This is a genomic window from Streptomyces sp. NPDC016562, assembly GCF_043076955.1.
Classification (GTDB): domain Bacteria; phylum Actinomycetota; class Actinomycetes; order Streptomycetales; family Streptomycetaceae; genus Streptomyces.
The window spans coordinates 577,032-593,059 of the sequence record NZ_JBIBRZ010000001.1; the positions used below are offsets into that span (position 1 = coordinate 577,032).

At 70.6% G+C, this 16,028-nt stretch carries 15 protein-coding genes; 2 read left to right on the plus strand and 13 right to left on the minus strand.

What is annotated here, in order from left to right:
* The first annotated feature begins 58 nt into the window (after nucleotides 1-58).
* Both ACF059_RS02645 and ACF059_RS02650 read left to right on the plus strand, forming a co-directional pair.
* Entirely contained in the window at nucleotides 59-1,045 is a 987-nt protein-coding gene (locus tag ACF059_RS02645) for a GNAT family N-acetyltransferase (RefSeq protein ID WP_392050397.1), read from the plus strand.
* A complete protein-coding gene (locus ACF059_RS02650) occupies nucleotides 1,042-1,833 on the plus strand; it encodes a transglutaminase-like domain-containing protein (protein ID WP_392050400.1) in 792 nt (263 codons plus the stop codon). The genes ACF059_RS02645 and ACF059_RS02650 overlap by 4 nt, the downstream gene beginning before the upstream one ends.
* Before the next feature lie 72 nt (nucleotides 1,834-1,905).
* Here the strand turns inward: ACF059_RS02650 and ACF059_RS02655 are convergent, their stop codons facing one another.
* From ACF059_RS02655 to ACF059_RS02715, 13 genes are all read right to left on the minus strand, one after another.
* On the minus strand, nucleotides 1,906-3,855 hold the full coding sequence (locus ACF059_RS02655) for a peptidoglycan binding domain-containing protein (RefSeq protein WP_392050403.1): 1,950 nt from the start codon (nucleotides 3,853-3,855) through the stop codon (nucleotides 1,906-1,908).
* Between the two features lie 357 nt (nucleotides 3,856-4,212).
* On the minus strand, nucleotides 4,213-4,596 hold the full coding sequence (locus ACF059_RS02660) for a DUF6113 family protein (protein ID WP_392050406.1): 384 nt from the start codon (nucleotides 4,594-4,596) through the stop codon (nucleotides 4,213-4,215).
* Nucleotides 4,593-5,489, minus strand: coding sequence for an N-acetyl-1-D-myo-inositol-2-amino-2-deoxy-alpha-D-glucopyranoside deacetylase (gene mshB / locus ACF059_RS02665; protein ID WP_392050408.1), 897 nt, complete (start codon nucleotides 5,487-5,489; stop codon nucleotides 4,593-4,595). Before mshB ends, ACF059_RS02660 begins: the two co-directional genes overlap by 4 nt.
* Before the next feature lie 61 nt (nucleotides 5,490-5,550).
* A complete protein-coding gene (locus ACF059_RS02670; protein WP_360900724.1) occupies nucleotides 5,551-5,745 on the minus strand; it encodes a hypothetical protein in 195 nt (64 codons plus the stop codon).
* A 360-nt stretch (nucleotides 5,746-6,105) separates the two neighbouring features.
* On the minus strand, nucleotides 6,106-7,158 hold the full coding sequence (locus tag ACF059_RS02675; protein WP_392050412.1) for an ABC transporter ATP-binding protein: 1,053 nt from the start codon (nucleotides 7,156-7,158) through the stop codon (nucleotides 6,106-6,108).
* On the minus strand, nucleotides 7,151-8,125 hold the full coding sequence (locus ACF059_RS02680; protein WP_392050415.1) for an ABC transporter ATP-binding protein: 975 nt from the start codon (nucleotides 8,123-8,125) through the stop codon (nucleotides 7,151-7,153). Before ACF059_RS02680 ends, ACF059_RS02675 begins: the two co-directional genes overlap by 8 nt.
* 12 nt (nucleotides 8,126-8,137) lie before the next feature.
* A complete protein-coding gene (locus tag ACF059_RS02685; RefSeq protein WP_392050418.1) occupies nucleotides 8,138-9,169 on the minus strand; it encodes an ABC transporter permease in 1,032 nt (343 codons plus the stop codon).
* Nucleotides 9,162-10,085: an ABC transporter permease gene (locus ACF059_RS02690; protein ID WP_392050421.1), complete on the minus strand. Its 924-nt coding sequence runs from the start codon at nucleotides 10,083-10,085 to the stop codon at nucleotides 9,162-9,164. The genes ACF059_RS02685 and ACF059_RS02690 overlap by 8 nt, the downstream gene beginning before the upstream one ends.
* A 30-nt stretch (nucleotides 10,086-10,115) precedes the next feature.
* A complete protein-coding gene (locus tag ACF059_RS02695; RefSeq protein ID WP_392050424.1) occupies nucleotides 10,116-11,747 on the minus strand; it encodes an ABC transporter substrate-binding protein in 1,632 nt (543 codons plus the stop codon).
* A 212-nt stretch (nucleotides 11,748-11,959) separates the two neighbouring features.
* On the minus strand, nucleotides 11,960-13,012 hold the full coding sequence (locus tag ACF059_RS02700; protein ID WP_366866503.1) for a dipeptide ABC transporter ATP-binding protein: 1,053 nt from the start codon (nucleotides 13,010-13,012) through the stop codon (nucleotides 11,960-11,962).
* The gene (locus ACF059_RS02705) at nucleotides 13,005-14,054 is read right to left on the minus strand and encodes an ABC transporter ATP-binding protein (protein ID WP_366866504.1); all 1,050 of its coding nucleotides are present in this window, start codon (nucleotides 14,052-14,054) and stop codon (nucleotides 13,005-13,007) included. The genes ACF059_RS02700 and ACF059_RS02705 overlap by 8 nt, the downstream gene beginning before the upstream one ends.
* A gap of 51 nt (nucleotides 14,055-14,105) precedes the next feature.
* Nucleotides 14,106-15,029 carry an ABC transporter permease gene (locus ACF059_RS02710; protein ID WP_392050427.1) on the minus strand — a complete coding sequence of 308 codons (924 nt, stop codon included), beginning with the start codon at nucleotides 15,027-15,029 and terminating at the stop codon, nucleotides 14,106-14,108.
* Nucleotides 15,030-15,053: 24 nt separating this feature from the next.
* Nucleotides 15,054-15,980, minus strand: a complete 927-nt coding sequence (locus ACF059_RS02715; protein ID WP_360900751.1) for an ABC transporter permease — start codon at nucleotides 15,978-15,980, stop codon at nucleotides 15,054-15,056.
* Nucleotides 15,981-16,028 lie beyond the last annotated feature (48 nt).

Below are 16,028 nucleotides of genomic sequence, written 5' to 3' on the forward strand. Positions count from 1 at the left end.
CCCGCCCCTAGTATCTCCGTTCCCGGGCACGATCCGAACAGGAGGGGCGGACAGAGCTGTGGAATTCACTGCCGGTGGACGGCTGGAGGTCCGAATTACCCCATCTGACGTGGGTAAACGAGTCTCTGTACGACGGGTGGAGGCCGGAGTGAGCGGATCACCCGAATTCACGGACACGGTCGGGGTGCTCACATCCTGGACCGAGGGTGTGCTCCTGATCACAAAGAAGAACGGCGAGAGCGTCCGGATCGCGGAAGGTTCCCTGGTCGCGGGCAAGACCGTGCCCCCGGCGCCGGCCCGCCGACGGGGTCCGGCGGCCTCCTTCGAGGAGCTCGCGCGCGTCGCAGCGCGGTCCTGGCAGCCGCTGGAGAGCGAGCCGCTGGGCGAGTGGACCCTGCGCGCGGCCGCCGGTTTCACCCGCCGGGCCAATTCGGTGCTCCCCCTCGGCGATCCGGGGATACCCCTGGACGATGCACTCGCGCGGGTGAGCGCCTGGTACGCGGAGCGGGGACTGCCCGCCTACGTGCAGGCCGCGACGGGCGCCGCCGGCACGCAGGAGCTGCTCTGCGCCGAGCTGGAGCGGCGCGGCTGGGCCGCCGAGGTGTCGGCGGAGGTGTGGACCGGGGCGCTGGCGCCGGTGGCCGACGTGGACGCGCCCGCCGCCGGCGACGTACGTCTGACCCGGGTCCCGGACGAGGAGTGGCTCGGGCGCTACGGCAAGGTCACCGACCCGGACCTGGCCCGGCGGATGCTGGTCGAGGGGCCGTCGGTGTGGTTCGCGGCGCTGCCCGGCGGCCGGGCCGTGGGGCGGTGCGTGGTGGACGGCCGGTGGGCCGGCTTCGCGGCGGTGACGGTCGATCCTGCGTCCCGGCGCGAGGGCCTGGCGACGGCGGTGATGGCCGCGCTGGCCCGGCGGGCCCTGGAGGAGGGCGCGTCCGCGGGGTGGCTCCAGGTCGAGACGGACAACGCGGGGGCGCGGGCGCTGTACACGGGGCTGGGCTTCGCGACGCACCACGCCTACCACCACTACCGGGCGGCGGCGTGACGTCCGTCTGGCGGGAGCAGTTCGCGGAGCAGGCGCGCTCGGAGCGGCCGGACCTGGCGGTGCTGTGCCTGCTGCTGGCGGCGGAGGCGGACCCGGAACTGGACGAACGCGCCATGGACTGGGCGCAGATCGAGCTGGACCGGCTGGCCGGGATGCTGCCGTACGGGCTGCGGGGCGCCCGGGCGTGGGCCTCGGCGGTGAGCGAACTGCTCGGCGGGCGCCTCGGCTTCCACGGCACCCCGGCGGACTACGACCGGCTGTCCTCCTCGCTGCTGCACGAGGTCCTGCGGCGCCGGCGCGGGCTGCCGATCCTGCTGTCCGTGGTCTGGCTGGAGGTGGCCCGGCGGGCGGGCGCGCCGGTGTACGGGCTCGGTCTGCCGGGGCACTTCGTGGTGGGCTTCGGGGACCCGGAGGAGGGCGTGGTGGTGGACCCCTTCGCGGGCGGCGCGTCCCTGGGCGCGGGGCCGGCGGAGCTGGCGGCGGGCCCGCGGACACCGGCCCGGACGCTGGACATCGTGCTGCGGATCCTGAACAACATCCGGGCCTGGGCCGCCACCCGCCCGGAACAGTCCGGGGTGGCCCTGTGGGCGCTGGAGCTGTCGCTGCTGCTGCCGTCGCACCCGGCGACGCTGCGCTACGAGCGGGCGCGGCTGCTGGTGGAGCGGGGCGCCTTCCGCGAGGGCGCGGCCGAGCTGGAGGCGTACGCCGACGTCGTCGCCGCGGTGGACTCCGGCGCGGCGGCGCGGATCCGCGGCGAGGCCGCTTCCGCGCGTGCGCTGCTGAACTGACGCGCCCGCTGCACGGACGCCCCCGCCCCGCCCCCCACGAAACGAAGGGGGCGGGGCGGGGGGCGCGAGCGGCTAGCCGGCGTTGGTGTCGACGACCACGGTCCGTTCGGCCGTGGTCTTGCCGCGCAGCGCCTTGGTGAGGGCTCCGGCGATGTCCTGCGGGGTGACCGGCGTCTTGGCGCCGGTGCCGCGGGTGATCAGGATCCCGTCGAAGGTGTTCCCGTAGACCGCCTTCAGCGCCTCCAGGTCGTACTTCTCCGTGAGGTGGCCGTCCACGGCCTGCATGCTGAGGAACTTCGGCAGGGACTTGCTGCCGAACGGGACGGACTTGGTGCCCACCTTGACCGTGGCGTTGGCGGACATCGCGGGCTCCGCGAACTCCTTCATCGCCCGGTCGAGTTCGGCCTGGTCGATGGTCGGCGCCTTGGTGGTGACCGGCAGGTCGACCACTGCGGCCTGGCCGGTGGCGACCTGGTCGCGGAAGGCCTTCTCGACCTTCTCCAGGGAGGCGTCCACGTCGAGGGCGGTGCCGGGCGCGCCGGGCACGGCCACGGGCTTGCCGGTGTCGAACTTGATCGTGCCCTCGGTGACCGAGCCGGAGGCGCCCGCGAGCTCCTGGAGCGCGACCTGGAGCTTCTCCTCGTCGACCGGGATCACGGGGTCGGCGACGCGCTCGTTGCCCAGGAGCGAGCCGATGACCGTGACGGGGTTGTAGTCACTGCCGGCCGCGTTGCGGACGGTGGTCTGGCTGTCCAGGGTCAGGCCGGCCTTCTCGGGCTTCAGCTCGACCTGCTTGCCGCCGACGCTGAGCTGGATCGGGGCGCCGGCGCGGGTGCCGAAGGCCGTCTGGAGCTTGGAGACGGCCTCGTCGCGGCTGCCGCTGATGTCGACGCCGAGGACGGTGGTGCCCTTGGGGACGTCGGAGTGGTTCAGGAGCAGCCCGGCGCCGTAGGCCACGCCGAGGAGCGCCACGACGCCGCCGCCGAGCAGGACCAGCTTGGAGCGGCCCTTCTTGGCGGGCTTGGCGGCCTTGGCCGGCTTCGCGGGCTTGGCGGGCTTGCCGTCGGCCTTCGGCTGGGCCGGGGTCACGGGGCCCGGTCCGGCCGGGGCGAGGGGCCCCGCCGGGTCGAGCTCGGGGCCGGGCCAGCGCGGCGCCTCCCCGACGGGGGAACCGGCGCCGGGGCCACCGGGGCCGCCCATGGGGCCGCCGGCCGGGCCGGTGGTGAAGCCGGTGGGGCCGGCCGGGCCGCCGTCGGCCTGGCTGCCGTAGACCGGGAAGGCCTCGGTGCTGGGTCCGGCGTCGCCCTGGCCGCTCCCGTACGCGGGGAAGCCCTGGGTCGAGCCGACGCCCGGGCCGCCGGGCAGCGGGCCCGCGGGGGCCGGGGCGAAGCCCTGCCCGTAGTCCGCGACGGGCGGCGGCGGGGTGCGCGGCGGCGCGTAGGCCGCGTCCGGCGGCTGCGGGGCCTGGACGCGCGGGGGCGGCGTGGGGCCGGGAGCCGGGGCGGGCGCGGGCCGCTGCCCGAGCGGCGGCTGGCCGGGGGCGGGCGCGGGCCGCTGTCCGAGCGGGGCCTGGCCGGGAGCGGGCGCGGGCCGCTGCCCGAGCGGCGGCTGGCCGGGAGCGGGGGCCGGGGCCGGAGCGGGCGCGGGGGCCGGGGCGGGCGCGGGCGCGGCGGCGGCCGGCTTGCGCGGGGCGAACCAGTTGCTCGCCGCCTCCTGGGCTCCGGCCGGTCCCTGGCCGCGGCCCGGCTCCGGCGCGGCCTCGATCCGGGTCGGCTGGGGCTTCGGGCGCGACGGCAGCGGCGGTTCGGCGCTCCGCCCGGGCGTCGGCTCCGGCTCCTGCTCCTGCTGCGCTCCGGCGTCCGCCGGGGCGGAGCCGGACGAGCCGGAGTTGGTGCCCATCGACTTGCGCACGACCACCGGCGGGATCGGCCGCGAACCCGGGATGTTGATCCGGATCCGGGTCGTCAGGGTGGTCTCGGTCTTGGGCCCGTCGGATTCGGGCGTGGACGGCTTCGAGGTCACAGGGTTCTCCTCCGGAGCGGTCGTCGCGCCGTGCCCAGGCGGCACACTCGTGGCCGGGGACTGGCCGGTTCCATACGGTGGCGTCCCCGAGGGGTAAGCGGCTCCACCGTGCCCCTTGGGCCCGGAGGACGAACTGTCGGTTTCACGACTCAAGGCAGGTTCTCCCGGTTGGCTCCGCCGCCCGTCATACCGTGCGCGGGCAGCTCGGCGGCCGGTCCACCATACTGGCCGTGGCCCGCGCGCAACTGACCGACTGGAATCAGGGGTTCCTCATAGGCCCCGCCAAACCCCCCTGAAGCGGCCCGCGAGCCCGCGCGCAGGTCCCCGTACCGGACTCCTACGAGGTCCGACACCACGTCACTTGGCGGGCCCCGCGGCCGAAACCGGACGATCCAGCGGGCCGCGCATCGTGGCGCAGATCACAGCGAGAGCCGTTCCACCCAAAAGGTAGACGTACATGCCCATTCCGGACGAACTGAGGAGGAAGTCGCCCTCGGGGCGCGGGACGCCGAGCATCACGTAGGACAGGAACCAGCCGACCGCGGCCCCGCCCACCCCGAGGCCCGTCCCCAGCGCGATGCGTCCGCCGAGGAACAGCCCGAACAGGGCCAGCAGCGCGAGCAGCAGGCCGACGGGGAACCACAGGTCCACCACGAGCCAGCCGGCCGCGCCCGTCAGTGCGCCCAGGACCAACAGACCCAGACAGGCGGCGATCCGCCCCGCCGTCAGCGCGCCCGTCACGCTCCCACCCCCGCGAAGAGGTCGTGTTCACGCGTTCCCGCCGGCACGCCGGGCCGCCCGGCGGCCAGTTCGTAGTACTCGCGGGCGAACAGCGGCTGCGCCAGGTCGTTGGAGAGGGCGAAGAAGGGCCCGTCCACGGCGATCTGGGTGGCGTGGGCCCGCATGGCGGCCGTCTTCGCCGCCACGTAGGCCTCGTCGGCGTCGATCTCGGCGGTGATCCGCTCGTCGTCGACCACGCCCGGCACGTCCTTCGGCGAGGCGAGCCCCGGGAAGGGGACCGTGCCGACGGCGCTGCGCAGCCGCTCGAAGCCCTCTTCGACCACCGAGAGCGGAACGCGGTTCCAGTAGATCTTCCCGATGGCGTGCGGCTCGCCGAGGTCGCGCCGGTAGGCCTTCTCCGCGGCCAGTTCGGCGCCGCGCATGGCGACCCGGTGGGCCTGGATGTGGTCGGGGTGCCCGTACCCGCCGTCGGGGTCGTACGTGACGAGCACCTGCGGGCGCAGCTCCCGGATCACCTCCACGAGGTACGCGGCGGCCTCGTCCACGTCGGCCGACCAGAAGGCCTCCGGGCGGTGGTTCTGCGGGGCGCCCATCATCCCCGAGTCCCGGAAGCGGCCGGGGCCGCCGAGGAACCGGTGGTCGTGGACGCCCAGTTCGGCCATCGCGGCGGCGAGCTCGCCGATGCGGTGGGCGCCGAGCGCGTCCTCGCGGTCGGCCGCCAGGTGGGCGAGGCCGGGCGGGATGACCTCGCCCTCCTCGCCCAGGGTGCAGGTCACCAGCGCGACGTGCGCGCCCTCGGCCGCGTACTTGGCCATGGTGACGCCGTTGTTGATCGACTCGTCGTCGGGGTGCGCGTGCACGAGGAGCAGACGACGGGCGGGAAGACCGTTCATGCGCCCTAGCGTAGGGGGTGCTCCGCCGGCGGGGCCGGAGCCCGGCCAGGACCGGACACCTCTAGAACTTGAGGCCGCTGATCATGGTCGCCACGTTGTTGGTGAGCTGACTGAGGGTCGGCGCCACGGTGGAGCTCGCCAGGTAGAAGCCGAGGAGCACACAGACCACGGCATGCCCCGCCTTCAGGCCCGACTTGCGGACCAGCAGGAAGACGATGACGCCCAGCAGCACCACGGCGGAGATCGAGAGTGCCACGGCGTTTCACCTCCACGTCGAGCGGACACATCAGTACGCGTATTCGTGCTCGGCAGAGTCATACCCACCGTGCGCTACGGATCATAACTTTCCGTACCAGCGCATCGGTCGAAATCCAGCAGCACGAGGGGCGCATGCCGCGCACGCGTGGGGTCACGGGGAGGCCGGCCGGAGGGGCTGTACGCCTCCCCGGCCGGCTGTCGGCACCCGCACGGCCGCACGGGACCCAGGCTGCATGCCTCAGATCTCGGGGCAGAAACGGTCAAGTTGCCCCCGTGTAAACGGCGTTGGGGACGGCAGGCGGGGCATCCGTGCCGGGCACATGACGGGTGGCCGGAAATGATCGGTCCCCGTCCTCGGCTATCCCTTCGTCAGCGGACCCGGCGAAGGCGGAGGCGTCGGGAGCACCTGCCGCTCCGCCGCGAAGTGGCAGGCCGAGGGGTGCGCCGCCGGACCGGAGGGGAAGACCGCCGGGACCGCGAGCAGCGGCACCTCCGTCGTGCAGCGCGACTGCGCCTTCCAGCAGCGGGTGCGGAAGCGGCAGCCCGACGGCGGGTTGGCCGGGGACGGCACGTCCCCGGTGAGGATGATGCGCTCGCGGTACGCGCGGGCCTCCGGGTCCGGCACCGGGACGGCCGACAGCAGGGCCTGGGTGTACGGGTGGGTGGGGTGGTCGTAGATCTGGGAGTCGGAGCCGATCTCGACGACCCGGCCCAGGTACATGACACCGACCCGGTCCGAGATGTGCCGGACGATCGACAGGTCGTGCGCGATGAAGACGTAGGACAGGTTGAACTCGTCCTGGAGCTTCTCCATCAGATTGATGACCTGCGCCTGCACGGAGACGTCCAGCGCGGAGACCGGCTCGTCGGCGACGATGATCTCCGGCTGGAGCGCGAGGCCCCGGGCGATCCCGATGCGCTGGCGCTGGCCGCCGGAGAACTGGTGCGGGTAGCGGTTGATGTACTCCGGGTTCAGGCCGACCACGTCCAGCAGCTCCTGGACCTTGCGGCGCCGGTCGCCCTTCGGGGCGACCTCGGGGTGGATCTCGTACGGCTCGCCGATGATGTCGCCGACCGTCATCCGCGGGTTCAGCGAGGTGTACGGGTCCTGGAAGACCATCTGGATGTTGCGGCGCACCGCCTTCAGGGCGCGCCCCGACAGCTTGGTGATGTCCTCGCCCTTGTAGGCGATCGAACCGGCCGTCGGGCGCTCCAGGTTGACCAGCATCTTGGCCACGGTCGACTTGCCGCAGCCGGACTCCCCGACGATGCCCAGGGTCTCGCCGGCGCGCAGCTCGAAGGAGACCCCGTCGACCGCCTTGACGGCGCCGACCTGCTTCTTGAACAGCACGCCCTGGGTCAGGGGGTAGTGCTTGACCAGGTCCTTCACTTCCAGAAGGGACTCAGCCATGGAGGCACTCCTTCCAGAAGAAGCAGGCGCTGGTGCGCTCCTCGTCGACCCGCGCGAGCGGGGGGACCTCGGTCCGGCAGACGGCCTGCGCCATCGGGCAGCGGGGGTTGAAGGCGCAGCCGGGCGGGATGGCCAGCAGGTTCGGCGGCAGGCCCTTGATCGCGTACAGCTCCTGTCCCTTCTGGTCCAGGCGCGGGATGGAGTCCAGCAGACCGCGGGTGTACGGGTGCGCGGGCGCCTTGTAGATCTCGTGGACGGGGGCCGCCTCGACGATCCGGCCCGCGTACATGACGGCGATCTTGTCGGCGACGTCCGCGACCACCCCGAGGTCGTGGGTGATCAGGATGAGGCCCATGTTCAGCTCGCGCTGGAGCTCGGCCAGCAGGTCCATCACCTGGGCCTGGACGGTGACGTCCAGGGCCGTCGTCGGCTCGTCGGCGATGATCAGCGAGGGCTCCAGGGCCAGTGCCATGGCGATCATGATGCGCTGGCGCATGCCGCCGGAGAACTGGTGCGGGTAGTCCCCCACGCGCTGCTTCGCCGCCGGGATCCTCACCCGGTCCATCAGGTCGATCGCCTTGACCTTGGCGTCCCTGCGGGACATCCCGCGGTGGACCTCGTACATCTCGCCGAGCTGCGCCCCCACGCTCAGGACCGGGTTCAGGGAGGAGAGTGCGTCCTGGAAGATCATCGCCATGTCGGCGCCGCGGATCCGGCGCCGTTCGTCCTCCTTCATCTTCAGCAGGTCGCGGCCCTTGAAGAGGATCTCGCCGCCCGTGATCCGGCCCGGCGGCATGTCCAGGATGCCCATCACGGCCTGGGCGGTGACCGACTTGCCGGAGCCGGACTCGCCGAGCACGGCGAGCGTCTCGCCCTCGTCCACCGCGTAGTCGACGCCGTTGACCGCCTTCGCGACTCCGTCGCGCGTCTTGAATTCCACGTGCAGGTCGCGGACTTCGAGCAGCATGTGCGGGGCTCCTCAGCGCAGCTTGGGATCGAGGGCGTCGCGCACCGCGTCGCCGAGCATGATGAAGGCGAGCACGGTCAGGCTCAGCGCGCCCGCCGGGTAGAGCAGCATGTGCGGGGCGTTGCGGATCTGCGAGGCCGCGTTGGAGATGTCGATGCCCCAGGAGACGGTGGGCGGGCGCAGGCCGACGCCGAGGAAGGACAAGGTGGCCTCCAGGGCGATGTACGTGCCGAGCGCGATGGTGGCGACGACGATGACGGGGGCGATGGCGTTGGGCGCCACGTGCCGCAGCAGCATCCGGCCGTTGCCGGCGCCCAGGGCGCGGGCGGCCTGGACGTAGTCGTTCTGCTTGGCGGTGATCACCGAGCCGCGGGCGATGCGCGCGATCTGCGGCCAGCCGAGCAGGATGATGAAGCCGACCACCGGCCAGACGGTGGTGCTGGTGACCACGGACAGGAAGACGAGGCCGCCGAGGACCACCGGGATGCCGAAGAAGATGTCGGCGACCCGGGAGAGCAGGGCGTCGCTCCAGCGGCCGAAGAAGCCGGCGAGCCCGCCGAGCACGGAGCCGAGCAGGGCCGCGCCGAGGGTGGCGCAGACACCGACGGTGATGGAGGCGCGGGCGCCGTGGACGGTGCGGGTGTAGACGTCGCAGCCCTGCGTGTCGTAGCCGAAGGGGTGTCCGGAGGCGGAGCCCTGCTGCGACTTGGACAGGTCGCAGCGCAGCGGGTCGCCGTCGGCGATGAGCTGGGGCCAGATCGCGATGAGCACCAGGAAGAGGATCAGCAGCGAGGAGAGGATGAAGACCGGGTTGCGGCGCAGCTGGTGCCAGGCGTCGGACCACAGCGAGCGGGCCCGTCCGCCGGAGGCGGCCGGCGCGGGCTCGCCGGGGCCGGCCGCTCCCCGGGGCCCGGGGCCCTGTTCCAGGCTCTCGGCCTCGTCCAGGGCCAGGTCCATCGCTCCGCCCTGACCGGTGGGGGACATCGCCTCGTGCGGACGGGGTCCGACGGGGTCGTAGCTCTCGGGGCGTTCGGGCTCAGGCATAACGGATCCTCGGGTCCAGGACCGCGTAGAGCAGGTCGACGAGCAGGTTCGCCAGCAGGAAGACGATGACGAGGATGGTCACGAAGCCGACCACGGTGGGCGAGTTGTTGCGCAGGATGCCCTGGTAGAGCTGGTAGCCGACGCCGTGGATGTTGAAGATCCGCTCGGTGACGATGGCGCCGCCCATCAGGGCGCCGATGTCGGTGCCGATGAAGGTGACCACGGGGATCAGGGAGTTGCGCAGCAGGTGACGGGTGATGACCCGGTGGCGCGGCAGGCCCTTGGCGACGGCGGTGCGCACGTAGTCGGCCTTCACGTTCTCGGCGATGGAGGTGCGCGACAGCCGGGTGACGTAGGCGAGGGAGACCAGCGCGAGCACGATGCCGGGCAGGATCAGCTCGCCGAAGGGGGCGTCCGGGGAGACGGTGGGCCGGACCCAGCCCCATTTCACGCCCAGGACGAACTGCAGCAGGTACCCGGTCACGAAGGTGGGCACGGAGATGACCACGAGCGTGAGGACCAGCAGGGTGGTGTCGACGGCCTTGCCCCGGCGCAGTCCGCTGACCACGCCGAGGGTGATGCCGACGAGGATCTCGATGACGATCGCGACGACGGTCAGGCGCAGGGTGACGGGGAAGGCCGTGGACATCAGGGAGGTGACCTTCTGTCCGTTGAAGGCCGTGCCGAAGTCGCCCTGGAAGATCTGGCCCATGTAGTGGAGGTACTGCTCCCACAGGGGCCGGTCGAGGTAGAGGTCCTTGCGGATGCGCGCGGCGGTGGCGGGGTCGGGGGCCTTGTCCCCGAAGAGGGCCGCGACCGGGTCGCCGAGCGCGTACACCATGAAGAAGATCAGGAACGTGCTGCCGATGAACACGGGGATCATCTGGAGCAGCCGCCGGATCACATAACGTCCCATGGACTGCTCCAGGATCGATCCGTACGGGGGTCAGCTGACCTTGATCTGGTCGTAGACCGGGACGCTGAACTGGTTGAGGGCCACGTCCGAGACCCGTTCGGAGTAGCCGGCGCTGCCGTTCTGGTACCAGAGCGGGATGGAGGGCATCTGCTCGGCGAGGATCTTCTCGGCGTCCTGGAACTTCGCGGTCGCCTTGGCGGCGTCGCTCTCCCGGTTGGCCTCGTCGACGAGCGCGTCGAACTCCTTGTTGCTGAACTTCCCGTAGTTGGAGGAGGCGCCGGTGTAGTAGAGCGGCTCCAGGAAGTTCTGGATCAGCGGGTAGTCGGCCTGCCAGCCGGAGCGGAACGGGCCGGTCAGCTTGAAGCTGCTCTGCTGGTTCCTGAAGTCGGCGAAGGTGCCCACCGGGTTGACGGTGCAGACCGGGCCCTCGCCCAGCGCGTTGTTGATGCTGTTGCAGACGGCGTCCATCCAGTCGCGGTGCGAACCGGTGTCGACGTTCGAGGTGAGCGTGACCTTGCCGCCGGGCAGTCCGCCGCCCTCCTGGATGAGCTTCTTGGCCTCGGCCGGGTCGTAGGCGCAGGCGTCGCCGCAGGCCGTCGCGGAGAAGCCGCCCTTCTCGCCGAGGGCCGGTGAGGTCCAGTCCTTGGCCGGGGTGCGGGTCTCGCGGAAGATCTGCTTGGTGATCTCGTCGCGGTTGATGGCCCGCGAGATGCCCCGGCGCACCTTCTCCAGGCCCGGCTTGCCCCACTGGGCGTCGTACAGCGGGAAGGTGAGGGTCTGGATGATGAGGGCCGGCTGGTTGATGTACCGGTCGCCGAGGTCGTTCTTGACGTTCTTCAGCTGCTGCGCCGGAACGTCGTCGACGAGGTCGAGGTTGCCGGAGATCAGGTCGGTGTAGGCGGTGTTGTTGTCGGTGTAGACCTTGAGGTCGACGCCGCCGTTCTGCGCCTTGTCCTCGCCCGCGTAGCCGTCCCACTTGCGCAGCTTCATGCCGGTGCCCTTGGTGTACGAGTCCACCAGGTACGGGCCGTTGCCGACGGGCTTGTTCAGCCAGCCGGTGTGGTCGGTGAAGAAGGCCTTGGGCAGCGGGGAGAAGGCCTGGTAGCCGAGGGTCTCGGGCCAGGTGGAGAACTTGTCCTTGAGGGCGACCGTGAAGGTCCTGGCGTCCTTGACGACCAGTCCGGACATGGTCTTGGCTTTGGGCTCGCCGGACTCCGGGTGGACGTCGGCGTAGCCCACGATGTGGGAGAAGAACGGCGCGTTGTTCTGCTTGTTGCGGACGTCCGCGCCGTAGTTCCAGGCGTCCACGAAGGACTGCGCGGTGACCGGCTCGTCGTTGCTGAACTTCCAGCCGTCCTTCAGCGTGACCGTGAAGTTCTGGCTGTCGGTCGTCTCGATCTTCTCGGCGAGCATGTTCTTGGCCTCGCCGGTCTTCGGGTCGTAGCGCTTGAGTCCCCGGAAGAGCATGTCGAGGACCTTGCCGCCCTGCACCTCGTTGGTGTTCGCCGGTTCGATCGGGTTCTGCGGGTCACCCCACGAGGAGCTGACGATTCCGGCGCCGCCGCCCCCGCCTCCGTCGTTGTCGCCGCCGCCGCAGGCCGTCGCCGCGAGGGCGACGGCCACCGCACATGCGGCCCACTTGGCGTGGGTGGCTCCGCGCATGGAGTGCCTCCTTGATCCCAAGACTCACGTGGGGTCAATGTCACCCTATGTGGGGTCACGTGCACTCCTCGTTGGACCGATTGCACCCCCGCGTCACTCCCCTGTCACCCCTGCGAGTGCACGGCCGGCCCCCGGGGGCGCCGAACGCCGACGGCCGGTCCCCGGCGCCGTGGGGCGCCGGGGACCGGCCGTGGGAACGTGCGGTTCGCGGGTCAGACGGCCAGGATGGCCTTCTCCTCCGCGAAGTGGCACGCCGAGTCGTGCGCGGCCGGGGTGTCCTGGCCCTTGAAGCGCTCCGGGATCGCCAGCAGCGGCTCCTCGGTGGAGCACTTGTCCTGCGCCTTCCAGCAGCGGGTGCGGAAGCGGCAGCCCGACGGCGGGTTGGCCGGCGACGGGACGTCACCGGTGAGGATGATCCGCTCGCGGCCCTCGCGGGCCTCCGGGTCGGGGACCGGGACGGCCGACAGCAGCGCCTGCGTGTACGGGTGCGTCGGGTGCTCGTAGATCTGGGCGTCCGTGCCGATCTCGGCCATCTTGCCCAGGTACATGACGCCCACGCGGTCCGAGATGTGCCGGACGATCGACAGGTCGTGCGCGATGAAGAGGTAGGAGAGGTTGAACTCGTCCTGGAGCTTCTCCATCAGGTTGATGACCTGCGCCTGCACCGACACGTCGAGCGCGGAGACCGGCTCGTCGCAGATGATGATCTCGGGCTGGAGCGCGAGGCCGCGGGCGATGCCGATGCGCTGGCGCTGGCCGCCGGAGAACTGGTGCGGGTAGCGGTTGATGTACTCCGGGTTCAGGCCCACGACGTCCAGGAGCTCCTGGACCTTGCGGCGCCGGTCGCCCTTGGGAGCCACCTCGGGGTGGATCTCGTACGGCTCGGCGATGATGTCGCCGACCGTCATGCGCGGGTTCAGCGAGGTGTACGGGTCCTGGAACACCATCTGGATGTTGCGGCGGACGGCCTTGAGGGCCTTGCCGGACAGCCGGCTGATGTCCTCGCCCTTGTAGAGCACCTCACCCGCGGTGGCCCGCTCCAGGTTCATCAGGAGCTTGGCGACCGTGGACTTGCCACAGCCGGACTCGCCGACGATGCCGAGGGTCTCGCCCTGGTACAGGTCGAAGGAGATGCCGTCGACCGCCTTGACGGCGCCGACCTGCTTCTTGAACAGGATGCCCTGGGTCAGCGGGAAGTGCTTGACCAGGTTGCGGACCTGGAGGATCGGCTCGCGCCCGGAGGCGTTCTTGGTGAGCTCAGCCATGGATCTGATCCTTCCAGAAGTGGCACGCGCTGCCGCGGCCGGGCAGTTCGGTGCCGTCCTGCTCGGTGACCGGGTGCAGGACCGGGATCTCCGTACGGCAGATGTCCTGCGCCTTGGGGCAACGCGGGCTGAAGGCGCAGCCCGCGGGGATGCGGAGCAGGTTGGGCGGCAGGCCCTTGATCGCGTAGAGCTCCTGGCCCTTCTGGTCCAGGCGCGGGATCGAGTCGAGCAGGCCGCGGGTGTACGGGTGGGACGGGCGCTTGTAGATCTCGTGGACCGGGGCGGTCTCGACGATGCGGCCCGCGTACATGACCGCGATCTTGTCCGCGACGTCGGCGACGACGCCGAGGTCGTGGGTGATCAGGATCAGGCCCATGTTCATCTCGCGCTGGAGCTCCGCGAGGAGGTCCATGACCTGGGCCTGGACCGTCACGTCGAGAGCCGTGGTGGGCTCGTCGGCGATGATCAGGTCGGGCTCCAGGGCCAGCGCCATGGCGATCATGATGCGCTGGCGCATACCGCCGGAGAACTGGTGCGGGTAGTCGCCCACGCGCGCCTTGGCGGCGGGGATCTTCACGCGGTCCATGAGCTCGACGGCCTTGACCTTCGAGTCCTTCTTGGACATGCCCCGGTGGACCCGGAACATCTCGCCGAGCTGGTCGCCCACCGAGTAGACCGGGTTCAGGGAGGACAGCGCGTCCTGGAAGATCATCGCCATCTTGTTGCCGCGGAGCTTGCGGCGCTCCTCGTCAGACATCTTGAGGATGTCCTTGCCGTGGAAGCGCACCTCGCCGCCGGCGATCCGTCCGGGCGGGCTGTCGAGGATGCCCATGATCGCCTGAGCGGTGACGGACTTGCCGGAGCCGGACTCGCCGAGCACCGCGAGGGTCTCGCCCGAGTTGACGCTGTAGCTCACGCCGTTGACGGCCTTGGCGACCCCGTCACGGGTCTTGAACTCGACCTGGAGGTTGTCCACCTCCAGCAGCGGCGCGGTGGACCGGCCACCCGTCTCCGCAACGCTGAGAATCTCCGACGTGGTCACGCCGCCACCTTCGTCCTGCTTGCTGATGTTGTCTCGGGGCATCGGGCGGCCCTACCGGAGCTTCGGGTCGAGCGCGTCACGCAGGCCGTCGCCGACGAAGGCGAAGCCGAGCACGGTGACGACGACGAACAGGCTGGGGTACACCCACAGGTAGTCATTGACGCCGATGAAGGCCTGCCCGGCCGCCAGCATGTTGCCCCACTCCGGGACGTCGACGGGAACGCCGGCGCCGAGGAAGGACAGCGCCGCCACACCGATGATCGTGGTGCCGACGTTGAAGGTCGCGTAGACCAGCACGGCGGTCAGCGAGTTGGGCAGGATGTGGGTACGGACGATCCGCCAGCCGCCGGCGCCGAGCGCCTTGGCCGCGTGGACGTAGTCCATCTCGCGCACCGACAGGATCGAGCTGCGCAGCAGCCTGGACACGGTCGCCCAGGAGAAGATCGCCAGCGAGATGATCACCGGGGTGATGCCGCGGCCGGTGACCAGGATGATGACGACGGCGCCGATCATCAGCGGGAACGCGAGGAAGACGTCCGCGATGCGCATGACCAGGGTGTCGGCGAAGCCGGCGAAGTAACCGGCGATGGCGCCGAGGGCGACACCGATCAGCACCGCGAAGAAGATCGAGGCGAGGCCGACGAACATGGCGACGCGGGTGCCGGCTATGAGGCGCGAGAACATGTCGCGGCCCAGGGCGTCGGTACCCATCCAGTGCGTGCCGTTGGGAGAGGCGAGCGTGTTCTCCAGGTCCTGTGCCGACGGGTCGAACGGGGCGAACATGTCGCCGAACGCCGCGGTCAGGAACAGCAGGGTGATGATCACGAGACCGACCACGGCCAGCTTGTTCTGGACGTAGCGGTGGCGGATCTCGCCCCACTGGCTCAGTTGCTTGGGTGCGGGTTCGGCGGGGGCCGAAGCGGGCGACACGGGGTTCTCGTCCCCGATCGCCGGGCTCGTTGCGAGCTCAGACATGAGGAAATCCTCCTTGGGGGGCGGTCAGCTGAGGCGGATACGCGGGTCGAGGGCCGCGTACAGCAGGTCCACGATGAGGCTGAGGACGACGAAGATCGCGACGCTGTAGGTCACGACACCGATCACGATCGGGTTGTTCTGCTGCTGAATCGCCTGAACCAGTGCCAGACCGACACCGTCCCAGTTGAAGATCGCCTCGGTGATGAGGGCACCACCGAGAAGCGCGCCGAACGAAATGCCCAGGTAGGTGACCACGGGAATGGACGAGTTGCGCAGCACGTGCTTGAACAGCACGCGGCGGCGCGGAAGTCCCTTGGCCACGGCGGTCTTCACGTAGTCCGCGCGCAGCACCTCCAGCATCGTGCCGCGGGTGAGGCGGGCGACGAAGGCGATGTCGGTGATGGCGAGGGTGATCGCCGGAAGGACCATGCCTTCGAGCTTGTCTCCGCCGAGCTGCGGGAACCACTGGAGTTCCACGGCGAAGTACTTCATGAGCAGCATGCCGATCACGAAGGTCGGGAAGCCCACGGCCATGGTCGTAAAAAATGTCGTGACCATGTCGAGAATGCTGTATCTGTAGAGCGCGGCGATGATGCCCACGCCCATGCCGAACACCGTGACGAGGACGATGGCCAGCAGGGCCAGCTTCGCCGTGTTCTGAAGCTTGGGGGCGAGGATCTCGGAGACCTCGCGGCGCTGCACGAAGTCCTCACCGAGGTCGCCGGTGGCGACCTTCGCGACGTAGTTCACGTACTGCTCGGGCAACGACTTGTCGAGCCCGTAACGCGCCTTGAGTTCCGCGACCACTGCGGGGTCACGTGCCTTGTCGCTGCCCGCGATCGAACCCACGGGATCGCCGGGGAGTACGAACAGACACGCGAACAGAACCATGGTCGCGCCTATGAGGACAATGACCATCTGCCCGAGGCGACGGGCGACGTACCTTCCCATGTTTTGCCTCTCTACCTGGCCACTTCTGGGAGCAGCGGCCTCCAGCCC

Bases quoted from the DNA above. Each gene is read 5' to 3' on its own strand.
- mshB (WP_392050408.1), bottom strand. From the start codon at position 5,489: ATGAACGGTCTTCCCGCCCGTCGTCTGCTCCTCGTGCACGCGCACCCC.
- ACF059_RS02675 (WP_392050412.1), bottom strand. From the start codon at position 7,158: ATGGCTGAGTCCCTTCTGGAAGTGAAGGACCTGGTCAAGCACTACCCC.
- ACF059_RS02680 (WP_392050415.1), bottom strand. From the start codon at position 8,125: ATGCTGCTCGAAGTCCGCGACCTGCACGTGGAATTCAAGACGCGCGAC.
- ACF059_RS02685 (WP_392050418.1), bottom strand. From the start codon at position 9,169: ATGCCTGAGCCCGAACGCCCCGAGAGCTACGACCCCGTCGGACCCCGT.
- ACF059_RS02690 (WP_392050421.1), bottom strand. From the start codon at position 10,085: ATGGGACGTTATGTGATCCGGCGGCTGCTCCAGATGATCCCCGTGTTC.
- ACF059_RS02695 (WP_392050424.1), bottom strand. From the start codon at position 11,747: ATGCGCGGAGCCACCCACGCCAAGTGGGCCGCATGTGCGGTGGCCGTC.
- ACF059_RS02700 (WP_366866503.1), bottom strand. From the start codon at position 13,012: ATGGCTGAGCTCACCAAGAACGCCTCCGGGCGCGAGCCGATCCTCCAG.
- ACF059_RS02710 (WP_392050427.1), bottom strand. From the start codon at position 15,029: ATGTCTGAGCTCGCAACGAGCCCGGCGATCGGGGACGAGAACCCCGTG.
- ACF059_RS02715 (WP_360900751.1), bottom strand. From the start codon at position 15,980: ATGGGAAGGTACGTCGCCCGTCGCCTCGGGCAGATGGTCATTGTCCTC.